Here is a 21,468-nt window from a genome sequence, read left to right as displayed (position 1 = left end):
ATGTTCCGTCAGGTGCGTTGCCGCGGCGGACCGGAACGGCCGCCGGGCGGCGGGCCGTTCCGTCGTGCGGCACGCGGTTCAGTCGTTGAGCAGGGGCGCCACGTCCGTGCCGAACGCCGCCATCTGGTCGGTGAGTTCCGTACGGCCGCGGCTGCGGAAGCGGAGCTGGATCTGGTGCACGCCGAGCGCCGCGTACTCCCGCAGCGAGGCGGCGATACGTTCCGGCGGGCCGGTCAGCGCGCCGGGGCCGGTGTCCCAGCCCGGCTCCCCCACGTACAGCGGCTCGGCGATGGCCCCGATCACCACCGGATCGGTCACTCCGGCCCGCTCGCGGAGCGCGGTCAGCCGCGCGATCTGCCGCGGCAGCCGGTCCCGGCGGTCGCCCTGCGGCAGCCAGCCGTCGCCGCGCTCCGCGGCCCGGCGGAGCGCGGCGGGCGAGGAGCCGCCGACCCACAGCGGCGGGCGCGGCGTCTGGACCGGCCGCGGCGCCTGTCCGAGCCCCTCGAAAGCGAACCGCTCCCCCGCGAACGCCGGGAACTCCTCGGGGCCCAGGGCCGTTTTCAAGGCGTCGACCGTCTCGTCCAGCAGCGGCCCGCGCCCCTCGAAGTCCACCCCGAGCGCCTCGAACTCCTCCCGTACGTGCCCGGCGCCGACCCCGAGGATCAGCCGTCCGCCGGAGAGCCGGTCGAGCGTGGCGTAGCTCTTCGCCGTGAGCAGCGGGTGCCGCAGCCCGACCACCGCCACGTGGCTCAGCAGGCGTACCCGCTCGGTGACGGCGGCGAGGTGCGCGAGCGTGGCCACCGGGTCGTACCACACGGTGCTCATGGCGGCGGCGAGCCGCTGCGGGACGGCCACGTGCTCGCAGCAGGCGAGGTAGGCGAAGCCGTGCCGGTCGGCGGTCCGGGCGATCCCCACCAGGTCCGCGGGCCCGGCTCCGGTCTCCCACGCCTCCGTGTACAGCGTGCTCTGCGACTGCACGGGCAGCTGCATGCCGTACGCCAGCCGCCCGTCGGGCGGCCGCCACACGCCGCCGCTGTCCCCGTCCGCCGGGCCGGTCACCGGGCGCCCGGCCCCGGCCACAGGCCGTCCGCGGTCAGGCCCAGCAGCTCGATGGCGTTGCCGCGGACGATGCGCTCGACGACGTCCGGGGCCAGGTGGCCCATCTGGTCCTCGCCGACCTGCCGGGACCTGGGCCAGGTGGAGTCGGAGTGCGGGTAGTCCGTCTCGTACAGGACGTTGCCGGCCCCGATGGCGTCGAGGTTGCGCAGGCCGAAGGCGTCGTCGAAGAAGCAGCCGTGGACGTGCTCGGCGAAGAGCTCGGAGGGCGGGCGGTGCACCTTGTCGGCGACGCCGCCCCAGGCCCGGTTCTCCTCCCAGACCACGTCGGCGCGCTCCAGGATGTAGGGGATCCACCCGATCTGCCCCTCGGCGTACATGATCCGCAGGTTCGGGAAGCGGTCGAACTTGCCGCTCATGAGCCAGTCGGTCATCGAGAAGCAGCAGTTGGCGAAGGTGATCGTGGAGCCGACGGCGGCCGGCGCGTCCGCCGAGGTGGAGGGCATCTTCGAGGACGAGCCGATGTGCATGGCGATGACCGTGCCGGTCTCGTCGCAGGCCCGCAGGAAGGGGTCCCAGTAGTCGGTGTGGATGCTGGGCAGGCCCAGGTGGGGCGGGATCTCGCTGAAGCAGACGGCGCGCACGCCGCGGGCCGCGTTGCGCCGCACCTCCTCGGCGGCGAGCTCCGCGTCCCACAGGGGTATGAGGGTCAGCGGCACGAGCCGGCCCCGCGCTTCGGGGCCGCACCACTCCTCCACCATCCAGTCGTTGTACGCGCGCACCCCGAGGAGCCCCAGCTCACGGTCCTTGGCCTCGGTGAACGTCTGGCCGCAGAACCGCGGGAAGGTGGGGAAGCAGAGCGCCGTCTGGACGTGGTTGACGTCCATGTCCGCCAGCCGTTCGGGGACGCTGTACGAACCGGGGCGCATCTGTTCGTACGTGATCCCCTCCAGCCTGATCTCGTCCCGTGAGTAGCCGACCGCGGTGTCCAGGCGGGTGAGGGGGCGGTGCAGGTCCTCGTACACCCACCAGTCCGCGAGGGGTCCGTCGTCGCCCGGTGCGCCCATCTTCGGGGTGAATTTCCCACCCACGAAGGTCATCTCCTTCAAGGGTGCGCGCACGACGCGGGGGCCGGTGTCGTGGTACTTCGCGGGCAGCCGGTCCCGCCAGACGTGCGGCGGCTCCACCGTGTGGTCGTCCACCGAGATGATCCGGGGGAAGGTCTCCGAGGTCTCCGTGTGCGTCGCCATGTGCCTCACGGTAGCGCCGATCTGACGAACCGTCAGCTACTGGGAAGCGGACGAATGGCCTCCGGAGCCGGCGGCGGGGATTCCGCAGGCGCCCGTCGCCGGGGCGCCGCCCGGCCGTTCCCGGCCCGGTGGATCACAAGAGGAGGGATTGTGCACAGACCTGACCCCTACTGACGCAGGGGCCGCCGACAAGGCAGACTGGCCGATGCGAACGAGATGCACAGGCAGGGGGAGACCATGGACGAGAGTCCGGGGCAGGGGCAGCAGCTCCGCTTCACCGTGCTCGGTCCCGTACGGGCCTGGCGGGGCGGCACGCCGCTCGCGGCCGGCACCCCGCAGCAGCGCGCGCTGCTCGCCGCCCTGCTGCTGCGCGGCGGGCGCACCGCCACCGCGGCCGAACTGGTCGACGCCATCTGGGGCGAGACGCCCCCGCACGCCGCGCTCGCGGCCCTGCGGACCTACGCCTCCCGGCTGCGCAAGGCGCTCGGCGCTGACGCCGACGCACTGGTCAGCGAGTCCGGCGGCTACGCGCTGCAGCCCGGCCGGCCCGGCGCACTCGACCTCGACCTCACCCGCGCCGAGGGCTACGCGGCCGAGGCCGAGAAGGCCCGTGCGAGCGGCGACCGCTGCCGCGCCCGCGACCTGCTGGACTCCGCACTCTCCCTGTGGAACGGCGAACCGCTCGCGAGCGTTCCCGGCCCGTACGCGGAGAACCAGCGCACCCGCCTGGAGGAGTGGCGGCTCTCCCTCACCGAGGCCCGCCTCGACCTCGACCTGGAGCTCGGCAACCACGCCGAGGCGGTCTCCGAGCTGACCGCGCTCACGGCCGCCCACCCGCTGCGCGAACGGCTCCGCGAGCTCCTCATGCTGGCGCTGTACCGCTCTGGACGGCAGGCCGAGGCGCTGGCCGTCTATGCCGATACCCGCCGTCTGCTCGACACCGAGCTGGGCGTCGACCCGTGCGCCTCGCTCGCCGAGCTGCACCAGCGCATCCTGCGCGCCGACGCCGCCCTGGAGGCGCCCAGCCCGCCGCCGGAGGAACAGACCGGCACCGGCCCCGCCGTGCTGCGCCCCCAGCAGCTCCCGGCGTCCGTCGCGGACTTCACCGGGCGCGCCTCCTTCGTCGCGGAGCTGAGCGAACAGCTCGCCACCGCCGAGGGCAGCATCATGGCCGTCTCCGCGCTCACCGGCATCGGCGGCGTCGGCAAGACCACGCTGGCCGTGCACGTCGCGCACGCGGCCCGCGAGCACTTCCCCGACGGCCAGCTCTACGTCGACCTCCAGGGCGCAGGGCACACCCCCGCCGAACCGGAGGCCGTGCTCGGCGCGTTCCTCCGCGCCCTCGGCACGCCGGACTCCTCCATCCCCGACGGCACCGAGGAGCGGTCCGCGCTGTACCGCTCCCTGCTCGCCGGGCGCCGGGTGCTGGCGCTGCTGGACAACGCGCGGGACGCCGCCCAGGTACGGCCGCTGCTGCCCGGTACGGAGGGCTGCGCCGCGCTGATCACCAGCCGCGCCCGCATGATCGACCTGCCCGGCGCGCACCTCATCGACCTCGATGTGATGAGTCCTGAGGAGGCGCTGACGCTCTTCACGCGCATCGTCGGCGAGGAGCGGGTCGCCGCCGAGCGCAAGGCCGCCATGGACGTCGTGGGCGCCTGCGGCTTCCTGCCGCTGGCCATCCGCATCGCCGCGTCCCGGCTCGCCGCGCGCCGCACGTGGACCGTGTCCGTACTGGCCCGCAAGCTCGCCGACGAGCGGCGCCGGCTGGACGAGCTGCGCGCCGGTGACCTGGCCGTCAAGGCCACCTTCGAGCTGGGGTACGGGCAGCTGGAACCGGTGCAGGCCCGCGCATTCCGGCTGCTGGGCCTGGCCGACGGACCCGACATCTCGCTCGCGGCGGCCGCCGCGCTGCTGGACATGGACGTCGACGCAGCGGAAGACCTGATCGAGTCCCTGGTCGACGCCTCGCTCCTCGAATCGGCGGCCCCGGGCCGCTACCGCTTCCACGACCTGGTCCGGCTCTACGCGCGTGCCTGCGCCGAGCGCGACGAGCACCCGCCCTCCGAGCGGGCCGCCGCCCTCTCCCGCCTGCTGGACTTCTACCTGGCCTCGGCGGCCCGCATGTACGCGCTGGAGCGCCCCGGCGACCGGCTGGTGGACCACATGGAGGCCACCCACTACCCCGGGCTGGCCTTCGAGGACCGCGCGGTGGCACTGGAGTGGCTGTTCAGCGAGGCCCGCTGCCTGCTGGCCTGCGCGCAGCAGTCCACCGGCGCCGACACGGTGCGGCGCGCCGCCGACCTGCTGCTGCTCACCAAGGACCTGGCCGAGTCCGGTGCCGACGCGCGCCAGCACGACCAGGCCAACATGACCGTCCTCGCGGCCGCCAGGGAGCTGGGCGACCGGCACGCCGAGGCCCGCATCCACACCTCGCTCGCCTACATCCGCACCCTGGCCGGGCGGCTGGACGACGCGGACGACCACGCCAGGTCGGCAATGCTGCTCGGGCTCGCGATCGAGGACCCGATCTCCTCGTCGTACGCGCCCAACGACCGCGGCATCATCGCGGGCGCCCAGGGCCGGCACGACGACGCCGAGGCCTACCTCAGCCAGGCGCTGGTCGCCTTCCGCGACGACCGCAACCAGCAGTCCGAGGCCAGCGCGCTGTGCAACCTCTCCCGGGTCCACCTGGACACCGGCCGGGTGGACAGCGCCATCGGGCTGGCCGAGGACGGCGTGGCGATCTACCGCAGAATCGGTGCCACCCGGCGGCTGGCCAACGGCATGTACGCGCTGGCGCTCGCCTTCACCGCCGCCGGGCGCCTGGACGACGCGGCCCAGCAGCTGAACGCGGCGCTGACCATCTTCCAGGACAGCCGGCAGCCGTTCTGGGAGGGCATGACGTACTTCCGGCTGGCGGAGGTGGACCTCGCGGCGCAGCGTCCCGCGCGCGCCGCCAACTACGCCGAGCAGGCTCTGACCGCGCTGCGCGGCGTCGGCGGGGAGCTGTGGCGGGCCACCGCGCTGACCACGCTGGGGCGGGCGCTGAGCCAGGTCGGGCACACCGGGCGGGCCCGGGTGTGCTGGCAGGAGGCGCTGGCCGTCTATGAGCGGCTGGGCGCGGCGGAGAGCGTCCAGGTGCAGCAGCTGCTCTCCCCGGCCGCCGTCGCCTGACCTCGCATCACCGCAGGTCAGCGACGTTGTCGCGGCCGTTTATCGATCGTTCATCGCGGCGCGTCACGCTTCTTCGTACCGAACCGCCGCCTCGGGGGGCAAGCGGCTCGGTGACGAGGCCCCACCGTATGGTGTCCGGCCCTGGTCCACCCGTCCGGCGACCCACGGGGGAGTCGCCGGGCCGGTGGGCCGAAAGCGCCCACACACAGGAGTTGATCACTGTGAGCACCGAGAAGAAGGCTCCGCGAACCGGCGACAAGGACGTCATCAAGCCGCTCGACAGCCACCGCCCCATCATCGGCGAAGAGGTCGTGGCGATGGACAGCCACCGGCCGATCATCGGTGACGAGGTGCCGGTCGCGCAGGAGGGCAAGCGCCCGGTCGCGGCCGCTGCCGACGGCACGATGGCGCCGCAGGACAGCCACCGGCCGATCGCCGAGCCGAAGCTGGAGCACTGATCTCGCGTACGGCCCGCTGACGCACAACCCGGGGGATCGCAGGGGCCGGCCTCGACGGCAAGGAGGGGATGCCGTCGATGCCGGTCCCTGCGGCATGTCCGCACCGGCCGACACCTGACGCCCCGTCAGGTGTCGGTGCTACAGTCGCGCCACATCCCGTCCCGCCCACTGCCGGGAGGCGCGCCGTGCTGGAGTCCGCTCGGATACGTACGCTCTGGGAACTGGTCGAACGGCGGGCCGCCGCCTCGCCGGACGCGGTGATGCTCTACGAGGCGGACGGGCGGGCCGTGACCTTCGGGCAGGCGCGCGACCGGGCGCTGCGCGCGGCGGCAGGCTTCCGCGAGCTGGGCATCGGCTCCGGTACGCGGGTGGCGTGGCAGCTGCCGACCCGTGTGAGCACGGTGCTCGCCTCGCTCGCGCTGGCCCGGCTGGGGGCCGTCCAGATCCCCGTCCTCCACCTGCACCGGGAGCGCGAGGTCGGGGCCGTACTCGCCGACTCCGCCGCGGAGTTCCTGCTGGTGCCGGGGGTGTGGCGGGGTTTCGACTACGCGGCGATGGCCGGCCGGGCGGCACCGGCGGGCACGCGGACCGTCGACCTCGACACGGCGACGGAGCTGCCCGACGGCGACCCGGCCGGCCTGCCGGACTTCCGCCCGGAAGAGAGGGGCGGGGACGGCCGCACCTCGTGGATCTACTACACCTCCGGGACGACGGCCGCCCCGAAGGGCGTGCGGCACACGGACGCCTCGCTGATCGCGGGCGGTGCGGGCCTGGCCGCCGCGCTGGAGATGTCGGCGGCGGACATCGGGTCGATCGCCTTCCCGTACGCGCACATCGCGGGGCCCGACTACGTCATCGCCATGCTGATCGGGGGCTTCCCCGCGGTGGTGCTGGAGACGTTCGCGCCGGGCGCGGCGGCCGACGCGTACGCCCGCCTCGGCGTCACCATGGCGGGCGGCAGCACCGCCTTCTACCAGGCGTTCCTGGACGAGTCGCGGCGGCGCGACGGGGACGCGAAGCTGATCCCGTCGCTGCGGGTGCTCTCGGGCGGGGGCGCGCCGCTGCCGCCGGAGCTGTACTTCGCGGTGCGGCGGGAGCTGCGGTGCGCGGTGCTGCACGGGTACGGGATGACCGAGTGCCCGATGATCACGATGGGGTCGCCGCACGACAGCGACGAGCAGCTCGCGCGGACGGCGGGGCGGCCGGTGCCCGGTGCCGAGGTGCGGATCGCCGCGCCGGACGGGCGCGCGCTGCCGGCCGGGGAGACCGGCGAGGTGACGCTCAGGGGGCCGGTGGTCTGCCAGGGGTACACCGATCCGGCGCTGACGGCTGCGGCGTTCGACGCCGACGGCTGGTTCCACACCGGTGACCTGGGGTTCCTGCGCGCCGACGGGCACCTCGTACTGACCGGGCGGCTGAAGGACATCATCATCCGCAAGGGCGAGAACATCTCGGCCCAGGAGATCGAGGACCTGCTGCACGGCCATCCGGCGGTCGCGGAGGCGGCGGTCATCGGGCTGCCGGACCGGGAGCGCGGGGAGCGGGTGTGCGCCGTGGTCACGCTCGCCGATCCGGACGGACCGGCGCTCACGCTCCAGGATCTGACGGGCCATCTGCGCCGGGCGGGGCTGATGACGCAGAAGCTCCCCGAGCAACTGGAGATCGCGGCGGTCTTGCCGCGCGGCGGTCCGCTGGGCAAGGTACGCAAGGACGTGCTGCGGGAGCGGTACGCGGGGGAACCCGCCGCCGGCTGGCGCGAGTTCACAAGTGGCAGTTGACATTCCGGGTGTTTCCGACGTGACCGCCGGTAAAACGGAGTGATCTTGTCCACACGGAATGCCGCTTTCCCACTTCGCCGTGCGAAAGGTCACTCGGTGGGTAACATCTCGGCGGCGATCAGGTGTTCGTCCGCCGTCGCCAAGCCACCCCCCACACGAGGACCCCGATGACTTCCATACCGGCGACACTGTTGTGGTGCCTGACAGCAGGTACGGCCGCCGCGGTGGTGATGATCTTCTTCCTGGTCCGCGGCCGGCAGCGCGGCCAGGCCCTGCGCCGGCACCTGGCCACGGCCGAGGCCCGCGCCTCCGCCGCCGAGCGCGGCCACACCGAGCTGGCCGCCCAACTCCGCGCCACCGAAGCGGAGATACGTCACCTCGCCGAGGCCCGGCTGCCCGATCTCGCCACCTCGCTCGCGCACCCGCACGTCACCGTGCGCGGCCTGCAGGACCCGCGCTTCACGGGCACCGACGTGGACCGCTCGCTGACCGCGGCCATGGACCAGCTCACCCAGGCGGTCACCAAGGAGCGGGCCCGGGTGGACGAGGCGGCGCAGGCCGCGATGCGCGGTGCCACCACCACCATCCAGGCGCTGCTGTACCGGCTGCAGACGCTGCTCCAGGAGATGCAGCACCGCTACGACGACCAGGCCGTCGCCCAGGACCTGCTGCAGGCGGACTTCCTCAACGAGCAGGCGCTGCGCCGGGTGCAGACCACCGGCGTCGTCTGCGGCGCCTGGCCCGGCCTGACCCGCGACGACTCGCACCTCGCCGACCTCGTGGTCGGCTCGATGTCCCGGCTGCGCGGCTACGAGCGCGTCCAGGTCAGCAACCTGCTGCGGGACCCGGTGGGCGTCGTCGCCCGCGCCGTGGAGCCGGTCGCCATCGCCCTCACCGAGCTGCTGGCCAACGCGCTGCACCACTCCCACCACGAACTGCCCGTCGTCGTCACGCTCCAGCAGGGCAACCGCGGTGCCTCGGTCATCGTCGACGACTACGGCATCGGCATGCACGCCGACGAGATCGCCCACGCGACGCGCCTGCTGAGCGGCGAGGAGCGGCTGCTCCTCACCGAGCTGGGCGACCCGCCGCGCTCCGGCTTCGCGGCCGTGGGCCAGCTGGTGCGGCAGTACGGCTTCACGGTGCACGTCGAGTCCTCGCCGTACGGCGGCGTCCGGGCCGTCGTGTACATCCCGGGCGACCCGCTGCTGACGCTGATGGACGAGCACACCCAGCCGATGTCGGTGATGGCGCCGCTGCCGCCGCAGATGATGCGGGCCCACTCCACGCCGCTGGTGCCGCCGCAGGCCCCGCCGCTGCCGGCCCCCGTGCCGGGCGCCACGCCGGTGGCCGGTGCCGGGGCGGCGGGTGCCGGTCCGGCATCGAGTGCCGCACCGGCGGCTTCGGCGGCTTCGACGGAGCACATGTCCGCCCGCGCCCCGGAGGGCCCCATGGAGCGCACGCCCACCCGCGCGCCCGAGACCGAGCCGCAGCGTACGCCGGAGCCCCCGGCTGCCCGTACGCCGGAGGCCGCGCCCGCTCGTACGCCCGAGCACGAGCCCGCACACGCGCAGGCGCCCGCCCAGGAATCCGCCCCGGCGCCCGCGCCCGACGCCGCGACGGAGCTGCCGCGCCGCCGGCGCCGCCGGCCCACCGCCGAGCCCGAACCCGCCCTCCCGCGCACCGAACCCGTCGCCGAGCGCAGCCCGCAGGAGTCCGCCACCCGCTGGGCCGCACTGCAGCGCGGCACCCTCTCCGGGCGGGCCGAAGCCGACAACCGAATTCAGCGCCCCGAAGGGAACGACCGAGCATGAGCACCCCCGTCCGCCGCCGCGTCACGCAGGACCAGTCCTGGGTGCTGGCGCCGCTGCTGGAACTGCCGCACGTCCTGCACGCGGCCGTCATCTCCGGCGACGGCTTCATCGAAGGCTCCTCGCCCGGCCTCGCCCGGGAGGCGGCCGAGGGCGTGGCCGCCATGATGTCGGCGCTCCAGGGCGCGGGCCGCGCCGTGACCGCCGCGTTCACCGGCCAGGACGACGCCCGGCTGCGGCAGACCGTCGTGGAGTCCGAGGACGGCTGGGTGCTCGCCATCCCGGCCGGTGAGAACACCTGCCTCGCGGTCTTCGCCGGCCCCGACGTCAACATGGGCGTGGTCTCGCACCAGATGCAGGTGCAGGTCGCCACGCTCGGCGCCAAGGCGATGAGCTCGCCGCCCCGGGAAACGGGACCGCGCGCATGACGCCCCGCCAGAGCAACCGGCGTCTCGTACCGGCCTATCTGGCGACCGGCGGCCGCGCCCGGCCCAGCCGCAACACCCTGGACCGGCTCACCGTGCTGTACGGCGCGACCGTCACCGCGCCCGCCGGGCTGCGGCCCGAGGCGCTCCGCCTCCTCGCGCTGCTGCGGCCGGGCGCGCTGACGCTGGCCGAGACCGCCTCGCACCTGCGGCTGCCGGTCAGCGTCGTCAAGGTCCTGGTCGCCGACCTCGTCGACGCCGGCCATCTGCACGCCCGTTCCCCCATCCCCGAAGCCGAACAGATCGACCGGCAGATTCTGGAGAGGGTCCTCGATGGACTCCGCACTCTCAAGTCCTAGCGCAGCGGGCGGCGCCGACACCGCCGCCGAGGGCGCCGAGCACGGCGCCATGTACCTGTCCGGCAGCGACCAGACCCTGGTGAAGCTGCTGGTCGCCGGCCCCTTCGGGGTCGGCAAGACCACCTTCATCCGGGCCCTGTCGGAGACCCCGCCGCTGCACACCGAAGAGGTGATGACGCAGACCGGCGCGTTCGTCGACAACCTGGCCGGGGTCCGCGACAAGACCACGACCACCGTCGCCATCGACTTCGGGCGGATCACGCTCGCCGGCGACCTGGTGCTGTACCTCTTCGGCACACCGGGCCAGAAGCGGTTCCGGCCGCTGTGGCAGGACATCGCGCGCGGCGCCGTCGGCGCGCTGGTCCTGGCCGACACCCGGCGGCTGGCCGACTCCTTCGAGGTCATGGACATCATCGAGGAGGCCGGGCTGCGGTACGCGGTGGCGGTCAACGCCTTCCCCGACGCCCCCGCCCACCCCGTCGAGACCCTGCGCGACCATCTCGACCTGCACGAGGACACCCCGCTGGTGGTCTGCGACGCGCGCGACCGCGACCAGTCGCTCGACGCGCTGATCGCCCTGGTCGGACACGTCCTGGACCACACGCCCGGAGACACCGCATGACCACCCCCCACGAGTACGGGGCGCTGCCGCCCGAGAACCCCGCAGCCGGGCCCGGCGCGCTGCCGCCCCAGGCCCCCGCGCATGCGCCGGGCACACGCCCGCCCCGTCCCGCCGCCGCGCCGGACGCGGCCTCGCCGCCCCCGGGCTGCCCCGCGCACGAGGGCGGCACGGGCGCCCCGTTCCCGCCGGGCTCGCACGCCGCGCCCTACGACCCCACCCAGGACGTCGTACGCCTCTACGGCCCGGACTTCGCGGCCGATCCGCACGGCATCTACCAGGTGCTGCGCCGGCAGGGACCGGTCGCGCAGGTCGAGATCGCGCCCGGCGTGACCGCGATGCTGGTCACCGACTACCGCGCCGCGCTGGAACTGCTGCAGGACGACGCGACCTGGTCCAAGGACTCCCGGCCCTGGATGCCGACCGTCCCGGCCGACTCGCCGGTCATGCCCATGCTGGCCTGGCGCCCCAACGTGTTCTTCAGCGACGGCGAGGCGCACGACCGCTACCGCCAGGTGATCACCGACAGCTTCGCGCTGATCGAGCCGCACGAGCTGCGCACGTACGTGCACGGCGCGGCCGACCGGCTGATCAGCCGGTTCGGTGCCGAGGGCCGGGTGGACCTGATCTCCCAGTACGCCCGCGTCCTGCCACTGATGATCTTCAACCGGGTCTTCGGGCTCCCCGACTCCTACAGCGACCGGCTGATCTCCGCCCTCGCCGACATGCTGGAGGGCGCCACCCCCGAGCAGGCCGCGAAGGCCAACGAGAACTTCACGGGCTACATCATGGAGCTGGTCGCCGCGAAGAAGGAGCGCCGCGGGCCCGACCTCACCTCCTGGTTCATGGACCACCCCGCCGGGCTCAGCGACGAGGAACTGATCCACCAGATCGTCATCACCATGGGCGCCGGGCACGAGCCGACCACCAACCTCATCGGTAACGCGCTCGCCCGGATGCTCTCCGACGACCGGTACTACAGCACCCTGTCCGGCGGCGCGCTGACCGCCCGCGACGCCATCAACGACGTGCTGTGGAACGACCCGCCGCTCGGCAACTACTCGGCGCACTTCCCCCGCCGGGACGTCTTCTTCCACGGCACCTGGATCCGCGCGGGCCAGCTCACGATGGTCTCGTACGCGGCTGCCAACGCGCAGTTCGGCACCACCCCGCTCGAACAGCCCCGCGCGGGCGGCGGCGCGCACCTGTCCTGGGCCGCCGGGCCGCACGCCTGCCCGGTGCGCAACACCGCGCTGCTCATCGCGACCACGGCCATCGAGCGGCTCACCGCGTGGCTCTCCGACATCGAACTCACCGTGCCCTTCGAGCAGCTGGAATGGCGGGTCGGCGCCTTCCACCGCGCGCTGGCCGCGCTGCCGGCCCGCTTCACCCCCCTCACTCCCGATCAGGCAGGAGCTACCCCATGGGACAGCAGCCCGTCGCCATCGACCCGGCCGGCACCGACCTCCCCGGCGAGGCCGCCCGCCTCCGCGCGATAGGCCCCGCTGCGCTCGTCGAACTGCCCGGCGGCATACGAGCCTGGTCGGTGGGCGGGCACGACCTGCTCAAGCGGCTGCTCGCCGACGACCGGGTCAGCAAGGACCCGCGGCAGCACTGGCCGGCCTGGCGCAACGGCGAACACCACGACAGCTGGCTGCAGTCCTGGGTCGGCGTCACCAACATGTTCACCGCCTACGGCACCGACCACCGCAGGCTGCGCAAGCTCGTGGCGCCCGCCTTCACCGGGCGGCGCACCGAGGCCATGGCTCCCCGCGTCGAACGGATCACCAAGGAGCTGCTGGCCGGTCTGGAGGCCGCGCCCGCCGGTGAACCGGTCGATCTGATCTCCTCGTACGCGCTGCCCCTCCCCATGCGGATGATCTGCGAACTCTTCGGCATCCCCGAGGAGTCCCGCGAGGAGGTCGGGGCGGTCATCGACGAGGTCATGGACACCTCCGCCACCCCCGAGCAGGCCTCCGCCACCGCCGCGAAGATCGCCACCGTGCTGGGCGAGCTGATCGCCCTGAAGCGGCGCGAGCCCGGCGACGACATGACCAGCGTGCTGGTCTCCACCCGGGACGACGACGGCTCCCGGCTGGAGGAGCGGGAACTGCTCGACACCCTGCTGCTGGTGATCGGCGCCGGCTACGAGACCACCGTCAACCTCATCGGCAACGCCGTCCACGCCCTGCTCACCCACCCCGAGCAGCGCGCCCTGCTGGCCTCCGGACAGGCCGGCTGGGACGACGTCATCGAGGAGACGCTGCGCTGGGCGCCCAGCATCGCCAACCTGCCGCTGCGGTACGCCGTCGAGGACATCCCGCTGCCGGACGGCGCGGTCATCCGGCAGGGCGACCCGATCCTCGCCGCGTACGCCGGGGCCGGGCGCGACCCCGAGCGGCACGGCCCGGACGCCGACTCCTTCGAGCTGAGCCGCGCCGACCGCGAGCACCTCGCCTTCGGCCACGGGGTGCACTACTGCCTGGGCGCCCCGCTGGCCCGTATGGAGGCCCGCACCGCCCTCCCCGCCCTCTTCGACCGCTTCCCCCGCCTGGAACTGGCCGTACCGGCGTCCGACCTGCAGCCCACCGGCTCCTTCATCGGCAACGGCCTGCAGTCCCTGCCGGTGCTGCTGGACGGGCGCTGAGGGGCCGCCGGGCGAGGGTGCGGTGGCCGAGGGGCCGGTGGCCCGCCGGTCCGCCTGCTGACGGTCCGGCGGCTGACGGCCCGGCGGCCGGGGGCAGGGTGTGAGCGCCCGGCCCTCGGCCGGCCGGGCGGGGCAGCCGGGCTCGCCGCGGTCCCGCCGGGGCCCGGTCAGGCGGCGCGCAGGCGGTGTTTGAGGATCTTGCCGGCCGCGTTGCGCGGGAGTTCGGGCAGGAAGCGCACCTCCCTCGGCACCTTGTAGTTGGCCATCTCCCGGCGCGACCAGACGATCAGCTCGTCCCCGGTCACGGTCGCGCCGGGGCGCCGCACCACGTACGCCCGGCCGACCTCGCCCAGCCGGGCGTCGGGTATCCCGACCACGGCGGCGTCGGCGATGTCCGGGTGCCGGAGCAGCAGTTGCTCGATCTCGGCCGGATAGGCGTTGAACCCGCCGACGATGAACATGTCCTTGATCCGGTCGGTGATCCGCAGATTGCCGTCCTCGTCCAGCACCCCCACGTCGCCCGTGCACAGCCAGCCATCGGGCGTGACCGCACGCGCCGTGCCCTCGGGGTCCTCGAAGTAGCCCGTCATGACGTGGTATCCGCGCACCCGTACCTCGCCGGGCCGGCCCGGCGCCACCGGACGCCCGCCGGCGTCCACCACCGCGACCTCGGTACCCGGTATCGCCCGGCCCGACGTGTGGGCGACGGTCTCCGGCGCATCGCCGCGCCGGCACATCGTGACCACCCCCGAACTCTCCGACAGACCGTACGCGGTGAGGACCGTGGCGATGCCCAGCTCACCGCGCAGCCGCTCGATCAGCCGCAGCGGCACCACCGCGGCGCCGGTGACCACCAGCCGCAGCGTCGAGAGGTCGTGCCGCACCCGGGCCGGGTGGTCCAGCAGCTGCTGGTGGAGGGAGGGCGGGCCGGGCAGGACGGTGATGCGCTCGGCGGCGATGTTGGCGAGCGCGGTGTCGGCGCTGAACACCGGCTGCGGGACCATCGTCGCGCCGCGCAGCAGGCACGCGATGATGCCCGCCTTGTAGCCGAAGGTGTGGAAGAACGGGTTGACGATGAGGTAGCGGTCCTCCGTACGCAGGCCCGCCAGCTCGCTCCAGACGCCGTACGCGCGCAGCGTCTGGGCGTGGGTGATCACCGCTCCCTTGGGGCGGCCCGTGGTGCCCGAGGTGAAGACGATGTCCGAGGGTGCGTCGGGCCGCACGGCCTCCGCGCGCTCCCGCACGGCCGCCGCGGGCACCCGGTCGCCGCCGGCCAGGAACTCCCGCCAGGTGCGGAAGCCGACGGGCGCGTCCTCGGCCAGCACCACCACGTCCCGCAGGTCCGGCAGGCCGGGCAGCGGCCCGCTCCCCGGGCCCTCGGCGGTGGCCCGGCGCAGCGAGGCGACGTACGAGGTGCCGAGGAAGGTGCCGGTGACGAAGAGCAGCCGGGCGCGGGTGCGGCGCAGCACGTACGCGGTCTCGGCGCCCTTGAAGCGGGTGTTGACCGGTACGAGGACGGCGCCCGCCGAGACGGCGCCGAGCGCGGAGACGATCCACTCCGTGGTGTTCGGCGCCCAGACCGCCACCCGGTCGCCGAGCGCGACCCCGGCGGCGACGCAGGCCGCCGCCGCCCGCTCGATCCGCTCGCCCAGCTCCGCGTACGACAGCCGGGTCCGTCCGTCGGCGACGGCCTCCCGCGCGCCGTACCGCCCGGCCGCCGCCCGCACCAGCCGCGGCACCGTCCCGTACGCCAGGTCCGCCCGCGGATCGCCACTCCCCTCCCCGGCCTTGGCGTCCGGTCTGCCGGTCCTGGCGCCCGCGCCGGCTCCGGCGTCGCCCGCGTCGGCCTCGTCCACCGCACCGGCCCCGCCGGCCCCATAGGCCCCGCCGGATCTCGCGGCCTCCTCCCGGGCCCCGGTGAGTGCACCGCGCCTCTGCGGAAGGCCTGCTGGCGCACCGCTCCTTGCCTGGGCCCCGGCGCTCCCCTCGTCGCCGGGCCGGTTTGCGTCGCCGGGCATCGCGCCTGCCTTTCTCCCCCGGTGCCTGCGCGGGCCGTACGGGGTGCCCGGGAGCCCGTCCGGGGGCCGTGCGGCGCGTACCGGCCGGGAGAACCCTGTGCCAGTTAGCTGACTACCCGTCAGGTTAGCGGTAGCCTCCTCGGCTGTCAGTACGGACGCCCGACCACGGAGGTGGCGATGGGGACGGCCCTCAAGGACGCTACGGCGATCGTCGGCATCGGCCAGACACCCTTCGCCAGACGTCTCCCCGAGTCCGAGAAGACGCTGGCCTGCCGGGCCATCACCGCCGCCCTCGCCGACGCCGGCATCGCCCCCTCCGAGGTCGACGCCTTCGCCTCGTACACGATGGAGGAGACCGACGAGGTCGAGGTCGCCAAGGCCATCGGCGCCGGTGACGTCACCTTCTTCGCCAAGACCGGCTACGGCGGCGGTGGTTCCTGCGCCACCGTGGCCCACCTGGCGGCCGCCATCGCCACCGGCCAGGCCACCGTCGGCGTCGCCTGGCGCGCGCGCAAGCGCGGCTCCGGGCCCCGCCCCTGGAAGAACACCTCCGCTCAACTCCCCACCCCCGCTCAATGGACCCGCCCCTTCGGCCTCCTCCGCCCGGCCGACGAGGTCGGCATGCTCGCCCGTCGCTACATGCACCAGTACGGCGCCACCCGCGACCACCTCTTCAACATCGCGCTGGCCTGCCGCAACCGCGCCAACCAGAACCCCGCCGCGGTCATGTACGACCGCCCGCTGACCCGCGAGATGTACATGACGGCGCGCTGGATCAGCGAACCGCTCTGCCTCTTCGACAACTGCCTGGAGACCGACGGCGCACTGGCCTGCGTCCTGGTCTCCGCCGAGCGCGCCCGCGACTGCCGCCGCCCGCCCGTCTACGTCCACGCCGCCGCCCAGGGCCTGCCCGCCCAGCACCACGGCATGGTCAACTACTGGACCGACGACCCGCTCACCGGGCCCTCCTGGACCGCCGCGCGCCATCTGTGGAAGTCGGCCGACTTCGGCCCGCAGGACGTCGACGTCGCGCAGATCTACGACGCCTTCACCCCGCTCGTCCCCCTCTCCCTGGAGGGCTACGGCTTCTGCGAGCGCGGCGAGGGCGCGGCCTTCACCGAGGGCGGCGCCCTGGAGACCGGCGGCCGGCTCCCGCTGAACACCGGCGGCGGCGGCCTCTCCGAGGCGTACGTCCACGGCTTCAACCTGATCACCGAGGGGGTCAAGCAACTCCGCGGCACCAGCACCGCGCAGGTGCCCGACGCCGCGACCTGCCTGGTCACCGCGGGCGACTGCGTCCCGACTTCCGCTCTCCTGCTGAGGAGTTGACCTGCTGTGACGTTCATAAAACCGAGTGTGACAGGCGGCACCGACAGCCGCACCGACCCCGCCGGGCCTGTGGACAACCTCCCTGTGCAACCCGCCCCGCCCGCGCCCGACCAGCCGCCGACCAGCGCCGACGGCTTCCTGCTGCCGGTTCCCGACGAGGACGGGGCGCCGTTCTGGGCGTACGCGGCCCGCGGCGAACTCCGCGTCCAGACCTGCGCCGACTGCGGTGAACTGCGCTTCCCGCCCCGCCCCTGCTGCCCGCACTGCCAGTCCTTCGCGAGCGAGTGGCGGCGGATGAGCGGCCGCGGCCGGATCTGGTCCTACGTCCGGCCGCACCCACCCCTGCTGCCCGCGTACGCGGCGCTCGCGCCCTACAACGCGATCGTCGTCGAGCTGGCCGAGGCGCCCCGCATCCGGCTGGTCGGCAACCTCGTCAGCGCCCCCGACGCCGCGCTGGACTCCGTACCCGCCGACCGGCTGCGCATCGGCGCCGCGGTGAAGGTCGCCTTCCACGAGATGGCGGACGGCGTGACCGTGCCGCGCTGGCTGCTGGAGCGGCCATGACCCTCCGCGTCGACACCCGGGCCGGCGCGGGCGTCGCCCTGGTCACCCTCGACCGGCCCGACCGCCACAACGCCATCGATCTCGAGACCGCCGACGAACTGGCCGCCGTCTGGTGCGCCTTCCGCTCCGACGACAGCGTGCACGCCGCGGTCGTGACCGGCGCCGGCGGCCGGGCCTTCTGCACGGGCATCGACCGCTCCGTACGGGTACCGCAGCCCGCCTCCCCCTACTCCCTCGACGACCCGCTGCTGCGCATCGGCCCGAAGGCCGCCGACCTGTGGAAGCCGGTGATCGCCGCGGTCGAGGGGATGGCCTGCGGCGGCGCCTTCTACCTGCTGGGCGAGTGCGAGTTCGTCGTGGCGTCCGAGACCGCGGCGTTCTTCGACCCGCACACGACGTACGGCATGGTCAGCGCGTACGAAACGATGCTCATGGCGCAGCGGATGCCGTACGGGGAGATCGCCCGGCTCGCGCTGACGGGCACCGCCGAACGGCTCGGCGCACGCCGCGCCCACGAGGTGGGCCTGGTGTCGGAGCTGACCCCGGCGGGCGAGGCGGTGCCGGCCGCCCTGCGCGTGGCCGAGACCGTCGCCGCGCAGCCCACCGAGGCCGTGCAGGGCACCGTACGGGCGCTGTGGGCGGCCAAGGAGGCGACCCGCGCCCAGGCCCTGGCGCACGCCCCGCACCTGATAGCGCTCGGCAACCTGCCCCCGAAGCGGCAGGCGGGCCTCTTCGAGGAACGGCGGACGGGAGCGGCCCCTCGGGTGCGGTGACCGTCGTCGGCCGCGGGCATGCGGGCAGTGTCGTCCTTCGGGTGCGGTGACTCGTCCGGCCGTGCCCGCAGGGTCAGCGCACGCTGCGGACCGCGCAGCGCGTGACCTCGGCGGCCCGGTCGGGGTGGGCCATCGGGACACGGAAGACGGGGTCCCCGTAAGCGTCGTCCTCGCCGTCCAGGACGGGGTCGACCTTCCGGGCGCCGGTGTCCACCACGGACCCGTCCGCGCCACGGAACTCGACGGTGATGGTCACCTCGTCGTAGAGGTCGTCGCCCGAGAGCCGGACCTTCGCGCCCGGACTGGCCGCCTTCGGGTGCGCCGAGACGCACTCCACGACGGTGCCCCGGGGCGGCGTACTCGGGCTGGGGGTGCTGTCCGAGCCGCTGCCCGAGGAGCCGTCATCGTCGTAGTCGTCGTCATCGTCGTAGTGGTGGCTGCCGCCGTGGTAGCCGCTGCTGCTGGAGTGCGCGCTGCAGCCCCCGCCACCGCCACTGCTGTGACTCCCGTGGCCGTGCGGCCGGAAGCCGGTGAGCGAGACCAGTACGACGGCCACGACGGCCGTGAGCCGCAGATGACGGCGAGCCATGAGAATCCCCCGATTCGTTGACGAGTGCACGTCACCCTACAGGGACCGCGATTGCCGTGGCGGGGCCCGGCGGCACGGCGTAGCGTCGGCTGTGGAGGACGTCAGGCCCGAGCGAAACGAGGCGATGCTGGTGGTGCGCAACGTCATCGGCTCCCTGATCGCCCTCATCGGAGCGGCGGCCGCCGTATGGAGCCCCTTCCGTCCTTGGTACGACGGCCGTCACGGCGCGGACATCCGCGTCGCTGACCTCTTCAACGGGATCACCGGCAGCGGTGCCGACGTCATGCGCTCGCTCCTGCTGCCCATGCTGGCCGGCGCCGTGCTCACCCTGATCGGCGTCCTGCTGCGTTCCCGTCTCCTGGTCACCCTCGCCGGGCTGGTCGTGCTGGGCTTCACCGTGCTGTGGATGGTGCGGCAGGGCCAGGCGGCCGGCAGCCTCACCACGGGCAGCGGCGGCCGGGGCCTGGGCGTCGGGGTCGCGGGGGCACTGGGCGGCGGCGTCCTGCTGTTGCTGGGCGCCGTGCTGATGAGCGGCCGCCGGGGCGTGCGCGCCCGTAAGCGCCGCAGGGAGCAGGAGCGGGAGTACGACCCGGCGTTCTACGAAGGCGGGCCCGACGGCCGGTACGCCTACGAGGGCGACGGGCGGTACGGCTACGGAGGCGAGGCCCCCTACCCGTACGAAGGCGAGCCCCGGGGCGGTCCCTACGCCTACGGCGAGGAGCCGGGCCCGGGCCCGCACACGGGCCATCCGGACGTCCCCTACGGGGGCGCGGGGCCGCTCGGCGGCTCCTCACGCGAGCCGTGGCCGCCGACGCAGGACGGCCCGACGCACGACGGCACGACCCCGCCGGCCGGCACGCCGACGGTCGCGCCCCAGGACCACCCGCACGGCGCTTCCCGGGACCACCCGTACGGCGGTGAGCCGCGGGCCGAGCCCGCCGATCCCACACAGCCCCTGCCGCCCGTCCGGGACGACCGCCCGCGGGACCGGGGCCGCCCGCCCGAGGACCGCTGAGGCGCACCGCCCACGGGCAGCCCAGACGGCCGCCGAGCCGCCGCGCCTCCAAGGCAGCGCAAGCGCAGCACCTCCAGGCCGCGGAACCAGCGCGCCCTAGGAGCGCCGCGCCTGGCCCGTCCCCTTGGCCGCGTCCAGCGCGTACACGCAGCGGTCCTTGCTGCAGGCGTAGACGACGCCGGCGGCGGCCACCGGGGTGCCGGTGATCTCGCCGCCCGTGGCCAGCTTCCAGCGCAGCTGGCCGCCCATCGCGTCCAGCGTGTAGAGGCAGTGGTCGGCGGAGCCGAAGTGCACCCGGCCGTCGGCGGCCACCGGCGCGCCGATGACCTCGCCGCCCGCCTGGAAGCGCCAGCGGGGCGTGCCCGACACCGCGTCCAGGGTGTACAGGGCGTTGCCGCTGCCCAGGTGCACCGCGCCGTCGGCGACCAGCACCGGCTCGGTCGACTGGCGCGCCTCGGTGGCGATCCGCCAGCGGTCCCGGCCGTCGTTCGCGTCCAGCGCGTAGACCGTGCCCAGGTAGTCGGCGAGGTAGATCCCGCCGCCGGTGACGGCGGGCCCGGGCGCGTACGCGGGCGGGGACAGGAAGACCGCGGGCGCCTCGAAGTGCCAGCGGACGTCGCCGCGGTTGATGTCGACGGCCAGGACGCGGGTGCCCGCCGCGATGTACGCGACGCCGTCCGGGGCGGTCAGCAGCCGCACCGGGACCCCGCCGCAGGACGCCGCGTCCCCCACCGGGTACGACCAGCGTTCGGCGCCCGTACGGGCCTCCAGCGCCTTCAGCCGCGCGTCGGCCCACACGTAGACCGTGCCCTCGTGCACGACAGGGCCGGACTCGGCGGTCTCGAAGTCGGTCTGCGCGCCGCCGATCTCCCACAGCAGCTCGCCATTGGCTGCCTCCCATGCCTGCACGCCGCCGCCCCGGGTGCCGGTGACGACCGTGCCGCGGTCGACGCCCAGGCTGTAGACCCAGCCCTCGGTGTTCAGCCGCCACAGCTCGGAGCCGTCGGTGGCGTCCAGCGCGTACAGGCTCGGGCCGTCCGAGGCGTGGATGCGGCCATTGGAGACGCCCATGGCCCAGGCGACCTCGCGGGTCTTGAACTGGCGGCGCCCGCTGGCCACGTCCAGCGCGTGCACCTCGAAGGAGGTGACGTACAGCAGATCGCCGGAGACCACGGGGGTGCCCCACACGTCGTTCGACATGCGGAACCGCCAGGGACGCCAGCGGCCGGGGCCGCCCTGCGCAGCGGGCGCGCCATGCCCGGCCTGGGGGCCCGCCGCGGATTGCGGGGGCACGGCGGGCGGCGGTCCCGCCGGGGCGGGCGGGGCCTGGACGCCGGCGGGCGGCCGTACCCAGTTGGTGGCCTGGCCGGGCTGTGCCTGTGGGCCCTGTCCGTCGGCCCGGGGGCCGGGCCCTATCGGGGCGACGGAGCCGCCGAGCCGTACGGAGCCGTCCGGGCCCTCCGCCTCCGGGGGCCGCGGCGGGGCAGGCGCGACCGGGCCGGTGGGCGCCCCCTGCGCGAGCGCCGCGCCGCCGCGCGGGTCGCCCATCCGGCGTGCGCCCGGGCCGACCGCCGCTGAGGCGGCCCAGCCGGGGTCACCC

General features: G+C 74.4%; 18 protein-coding genes. 13 read left to right on the top strand and 5 right to left on the bottom strand.

Going from position 1 to position 21,468, the window contains the following annotated elements:
- Positions 1-78: 78 nt before the first annotated feature.
- Both C3486_RS19020 and C3486_RS19015 read right to left on the bottom strand, forming a co-directional pair.
- Positions 79-990 (bottom strand): LLM class F420-dependent oxidoreductase, encoded by a 912-nt coding sequence (locus C3486_RS19020; RefSeq protein WP_103833955.1) that lies wholly within the window; start codon positions 988-990, stop codon positions 79-81.
- A gap of 65 nt (positions 991-1,055) precedes the next feature.
- Positions 1,056-2,306, bottom strand: a complete 1,251-nt coding sequence (locus C3486_RS19015) for an amidohydrolase family protein (protein ID WP_103833926.1) — start codon at positions 2,304-2,306, stop codon at positions 1,056-1,058.
- Positions 2,307-2,543: 237 nt separating this feature from the next.
- Between C3486_RS19015 and C3486_RS19010 the strand changes: the two genes are divergently transcribed.
- From C3486_RS19010 to C3486_RS18970, 9 genes are all read left to right on the top strand, one after another.
- Positions 2,544-5,483 carry a BTAD domain-containing putative transcriptional regulator gene (locus tag C3486_RS19010; RefSeq protein ID WP_103833925.1) on the top strand — a complete coding sequence of 980 codons (2,940 nt, stop codon included), beginning with the start codon at positions 2,544-2,546 and terminating at the stop codon, positions 5,481-5,483.
- Positions 5,484-5,704: 221 nt separating this feature from the next.
- On the top strand, positions 5,705-5,941 hold the full coding sequence (locus C3486_RS19005; RefSeq protein WP_103833924.1) for a laminin G: 237 nt from the start codon (positions 5,705-5,707) through the stop codon (positions 5,939-5,941).
- A gap of 185 nt (positions 5,942-6,126) precedes the next feature.
- A complete protein-coding gene (locus C3486_RS19000; protein ID WP_103833923.1) occupies positions 6,127-7,719 on the top strand; it encodes a class I adenylate-forming enzyme family protein in 1,593 nt (530 codons plus the stop codon).
- 167 nt (positions 7,720-7,886) lie between these two features.
- Positions 7,887-9,533 (top strand): ATP-binding protein, encoded by a 1,647-nt coding sequence (locus C3486_RS18995; protein WP_181138604.1) that lies wholly within the window; start codon positions 7,887-7,889, stop codon positions 9,531-9,533.
- Complete coding sequence (locus C3486_RS18990) at positions 9,530-9,958, top strand: roadblock/LC7 domain-containing protein (RefSeq protein WP_103833922.1); 429 nt, start codon at positions 9,530-9,532, stop codon at positions 9,956-9,958. The genes C3486_RS18995 and C3486_RS18990 overlap by 4 nt, the downstream gene beginning before the upstream one ends.
- Entirely contained in the window at positions 9,955-10,314 is a 360-nt protein-coding gene (locus tag C3486_RS18985) for a DUF742 domain-containing protein (protein WP_103833921.1), read from the top strand. The genes C3486_RS18990 and C3486_RS18985 overlap by 4 nt, the downstream gene beginning before the upstream one ends.
- Positions 10,315-10,363: 49 nt before the next feature.
- The gene (locus C3486_RS18980) at positions 10,364-10,936 is read left to right on the top strand and encodes an ATP/GTP-binding protein (protein ID WP_103833920.1); all 573 of its coding nucleotides are present in this window, start codon (positions 10,364-10,366) and stop codon (positions 10,934-10,936) included.
- Positions 10,933-12,432, top strand: a complete 1,500-nt coding sequence (locus C3486_RS18975; RefSeq protein ID WP_103833919.1) for a cytochrome P450 — start codon at positions 10,933-10,935, stop codon at positions 12,430-12,432. The genes C3486_RS18980 and C3486_RS18975 overlap by 4 nt, the downstream gene beginning before the upstream one ends.
- Complete coding sequence (locus C3486_RS18970; RefSeq protein ID WP_103833918.1) at positions 12,357-13,580, top strand: cytochrome P450; 1,224 nt, start codon at positions 12,357-12,359, stop codon at positions 13,578-13,580. The genes C3486_RS18975 and C3486_RS18970 overlap by 76 nt, the downstream gene beginning before the upstream one ends.
- Positions 13,581-13,747: 167 nt before the next feature.
- Here the strand turns inward: C3486_RS18970 and C3486_RS18965 are convergent, their stop codons facing one another.
- A complete protein-coding gene (locus tag C3486_RS18965; protein ID WP_374936894.1) occupies positions 13,748-15,319 on the bottom strand; it encodes a FadD3 family acyl-CoA ligase in 1,572 nt (523 codons plus the stop codon).
- Between the two features lie 456 nt (positions 15,320-15,775).
- Here C3486_RS18965 and C3486_RS18960 point away from each other — a divergent pair, with 456 nt between their 5' ends.
- From C3486_RS18960 to C3486_RS18950, 3 genes are all read left to right on the top strand, one after another.
- Complete coding sequence (locus C3486_RS18960) at positions 15,776-16,927, top strand: lipid-transfer protein (RefSeq protein WP_103833916.1); 1,152 nt, start codon at positions 15,776-15,778, stop codon at positions 16,925-16,927.
- Between the two features lie 84 nt (positions 16,928-17,011).
- On the top strand, positions 17,012-17,491 hold the full coding sequence (locus C3486_RS18955) for a Zn-ribbon domain-containing OB-fold protein (protein WP_103833954.1): 480 nt from the start codon (positions 17,012-17,014) through the stop codon (positions 17,489-17,491).
- Entirely contained in the window at positions 17,488-18,264 is a 777-nt protein-coding gene (locus tag C3486_RS18950) for an enoyl-CoA hydratase/isomerase family protein (RefSeq protein ID WP_103833915.1), read from the top strand. The genes C3486_RS18955 and C3486_RS18950 overlap by 4 nt, the downstream gene beginning before the upstream one ends.
- A gap of 73 nt (positions 18,265-18,337) precedes the next feature.
- On the opposite strand, the gene C3486_RS18945 is transcribed toward C3486_RS18950, so the two are convergent.
- Positions 18,338-18,853, bottom strand: a complete 516-nt coding sequence (locus tag C3486_RS18945) for a hypothetical protein (RefSeq protein ID WP_103833914.1) — start codon at positions 18,851-18,853, stop codon at positions 18,338-18,340.
- A 91-nt stretch (positions 18,854-18,944) separates the two neighbouring features.
- On the opposite strand from C3486_RS18945, the gene C3486_RS38570 reads away from it, so the two are divergent.
- Positions 18,945-19,868 carry a hypothetical protein gene (locus tag C3486_RS38570; RefSeq protein ID WP_308461255.1) on the top strand — a complete coding sequence of 308 codons (924 nt, stop codon included), beginning with the start codon at positions 18,945-18,947 and terminating at the stop codon, positions 19,866-19,868.
- 96 nt (positions 19,869-19,964) lie between these two features.
- Here C3486_RS38570 and C3486_RS18935 read toward each other — a convergent pair.
- Positions 19,965-21,468: PQQ-binding-like beta-propeller repeat protein (locus C3486_RS18935; RefSeq protein ID WP_181138603.1), on the bottom strand; the 1,504-nt coding region annotated here is incomplete at its 5' end.

It is taken from the genome of Streptomyces sp. Ru73 (assembly GCF_002920575.1).
GTDB lineage: Bacteria > Actinomycetota > Actinomycetes > Streptomycetales > Streptomycetaceae > Streptomyces.
The sequence above is the reverse complement of the archived record's forward strand: the minus strand, read 5'-3'. Positions and strand labels throughout refer to the sequence as shown.

What these genes read in the sequence shown, in the direction of transcription:
- C3486_RS19020 (WP_103833955.1), bottom strand. Translation starts at nt 990, where the DNA reads ATGCAGCTGCCCGTGCAGTCGCAGAGCACGCTGTACACGGAGGCGTGG.
- C3486_RS19015 (WP_103833926.1), bottom strand. Translation starts at nt 2,306, where the DNA reads ATGGCGACGCACACGGAGACCTCGGAGACCTTCCCCCGGATCATCTCG.
- C3486_RS19010 (WP_103833925.1), top strand. Translation starts at nt 2,544, where the DNA reads ATGGACGAGAGTCCGGGGCAGGGGCAGCAGCTCCGCTTCACCGTGCTC.
- C3486_RS18995 (WP_181138604.1), top strand. Translation starts at nt 7,887, where the DNA reads ATGACTTCCATACCGGCGACACTGTTGTGGTGCCTGACAGCAGGTACG.
- C3486_RS18990 (WP_103833922.1), top strand. Translation starts at nt 9,530, where the DNA reads ATGAGCACCCCCGTCCGCCGCCGCGTCACGCAGGACCAGTCCTGGGTG.
- C3486_RS18985 (WP_103833921.1), top strand. Translation starts at nt 9,955, where the DNA reads ATGACGCCCCGCCAGAGCAACCGGCGTCTCGTACCGGCCTATCTGGCG.
- C3486_RS18980 (WP_103833920.1), top strand. Translation starts at nt 10,364, where the DNA reads ATGTACCTGTCCGGCAGCGACCAGACCCTGGTGAAGCTGCTGGTCGCC.
- C3486_RS18975 (WP_103833919.1), top strand. Translation starts at nt 10,933, where the DNA reads ATGACCACCCCCCACGAGTACGGGGCGCTGCCGCCCGAGAACCCCGCA.
- C3486_RS18970 (WP_103833918.1), top strand. Translation starts at nt 12,357, where the DNA reads ATGGGACAGCAGCCCGTCGCCATCGACCCGGCCGGCACCGACCTCCCC.
- C3486_RS18960 (WP_103833916.1), top strand. Translation starts at nt 15,776, where the DNA reads ATGGGGACGGCCCTCAAGGACGCTACGGCGATCGTCGGCATCGGCCAG.
- C3486_RS18950 (WP_103833915.1), top strand. Translation starts at nt 17,488, where the DNA reads ATGACCCTCCGCGTCGACACCCGGGCCGGCGCGGGCGTCGCCCTGGTC.
- C3486_RS18945 (WP_103833914.1), bottom strand. Translation starts at nt 18,853, where the DNA reads ATGGCTCGCCGTCATCTGCGGCTCACGGCCGTCGTGGCCGTCGTACTG.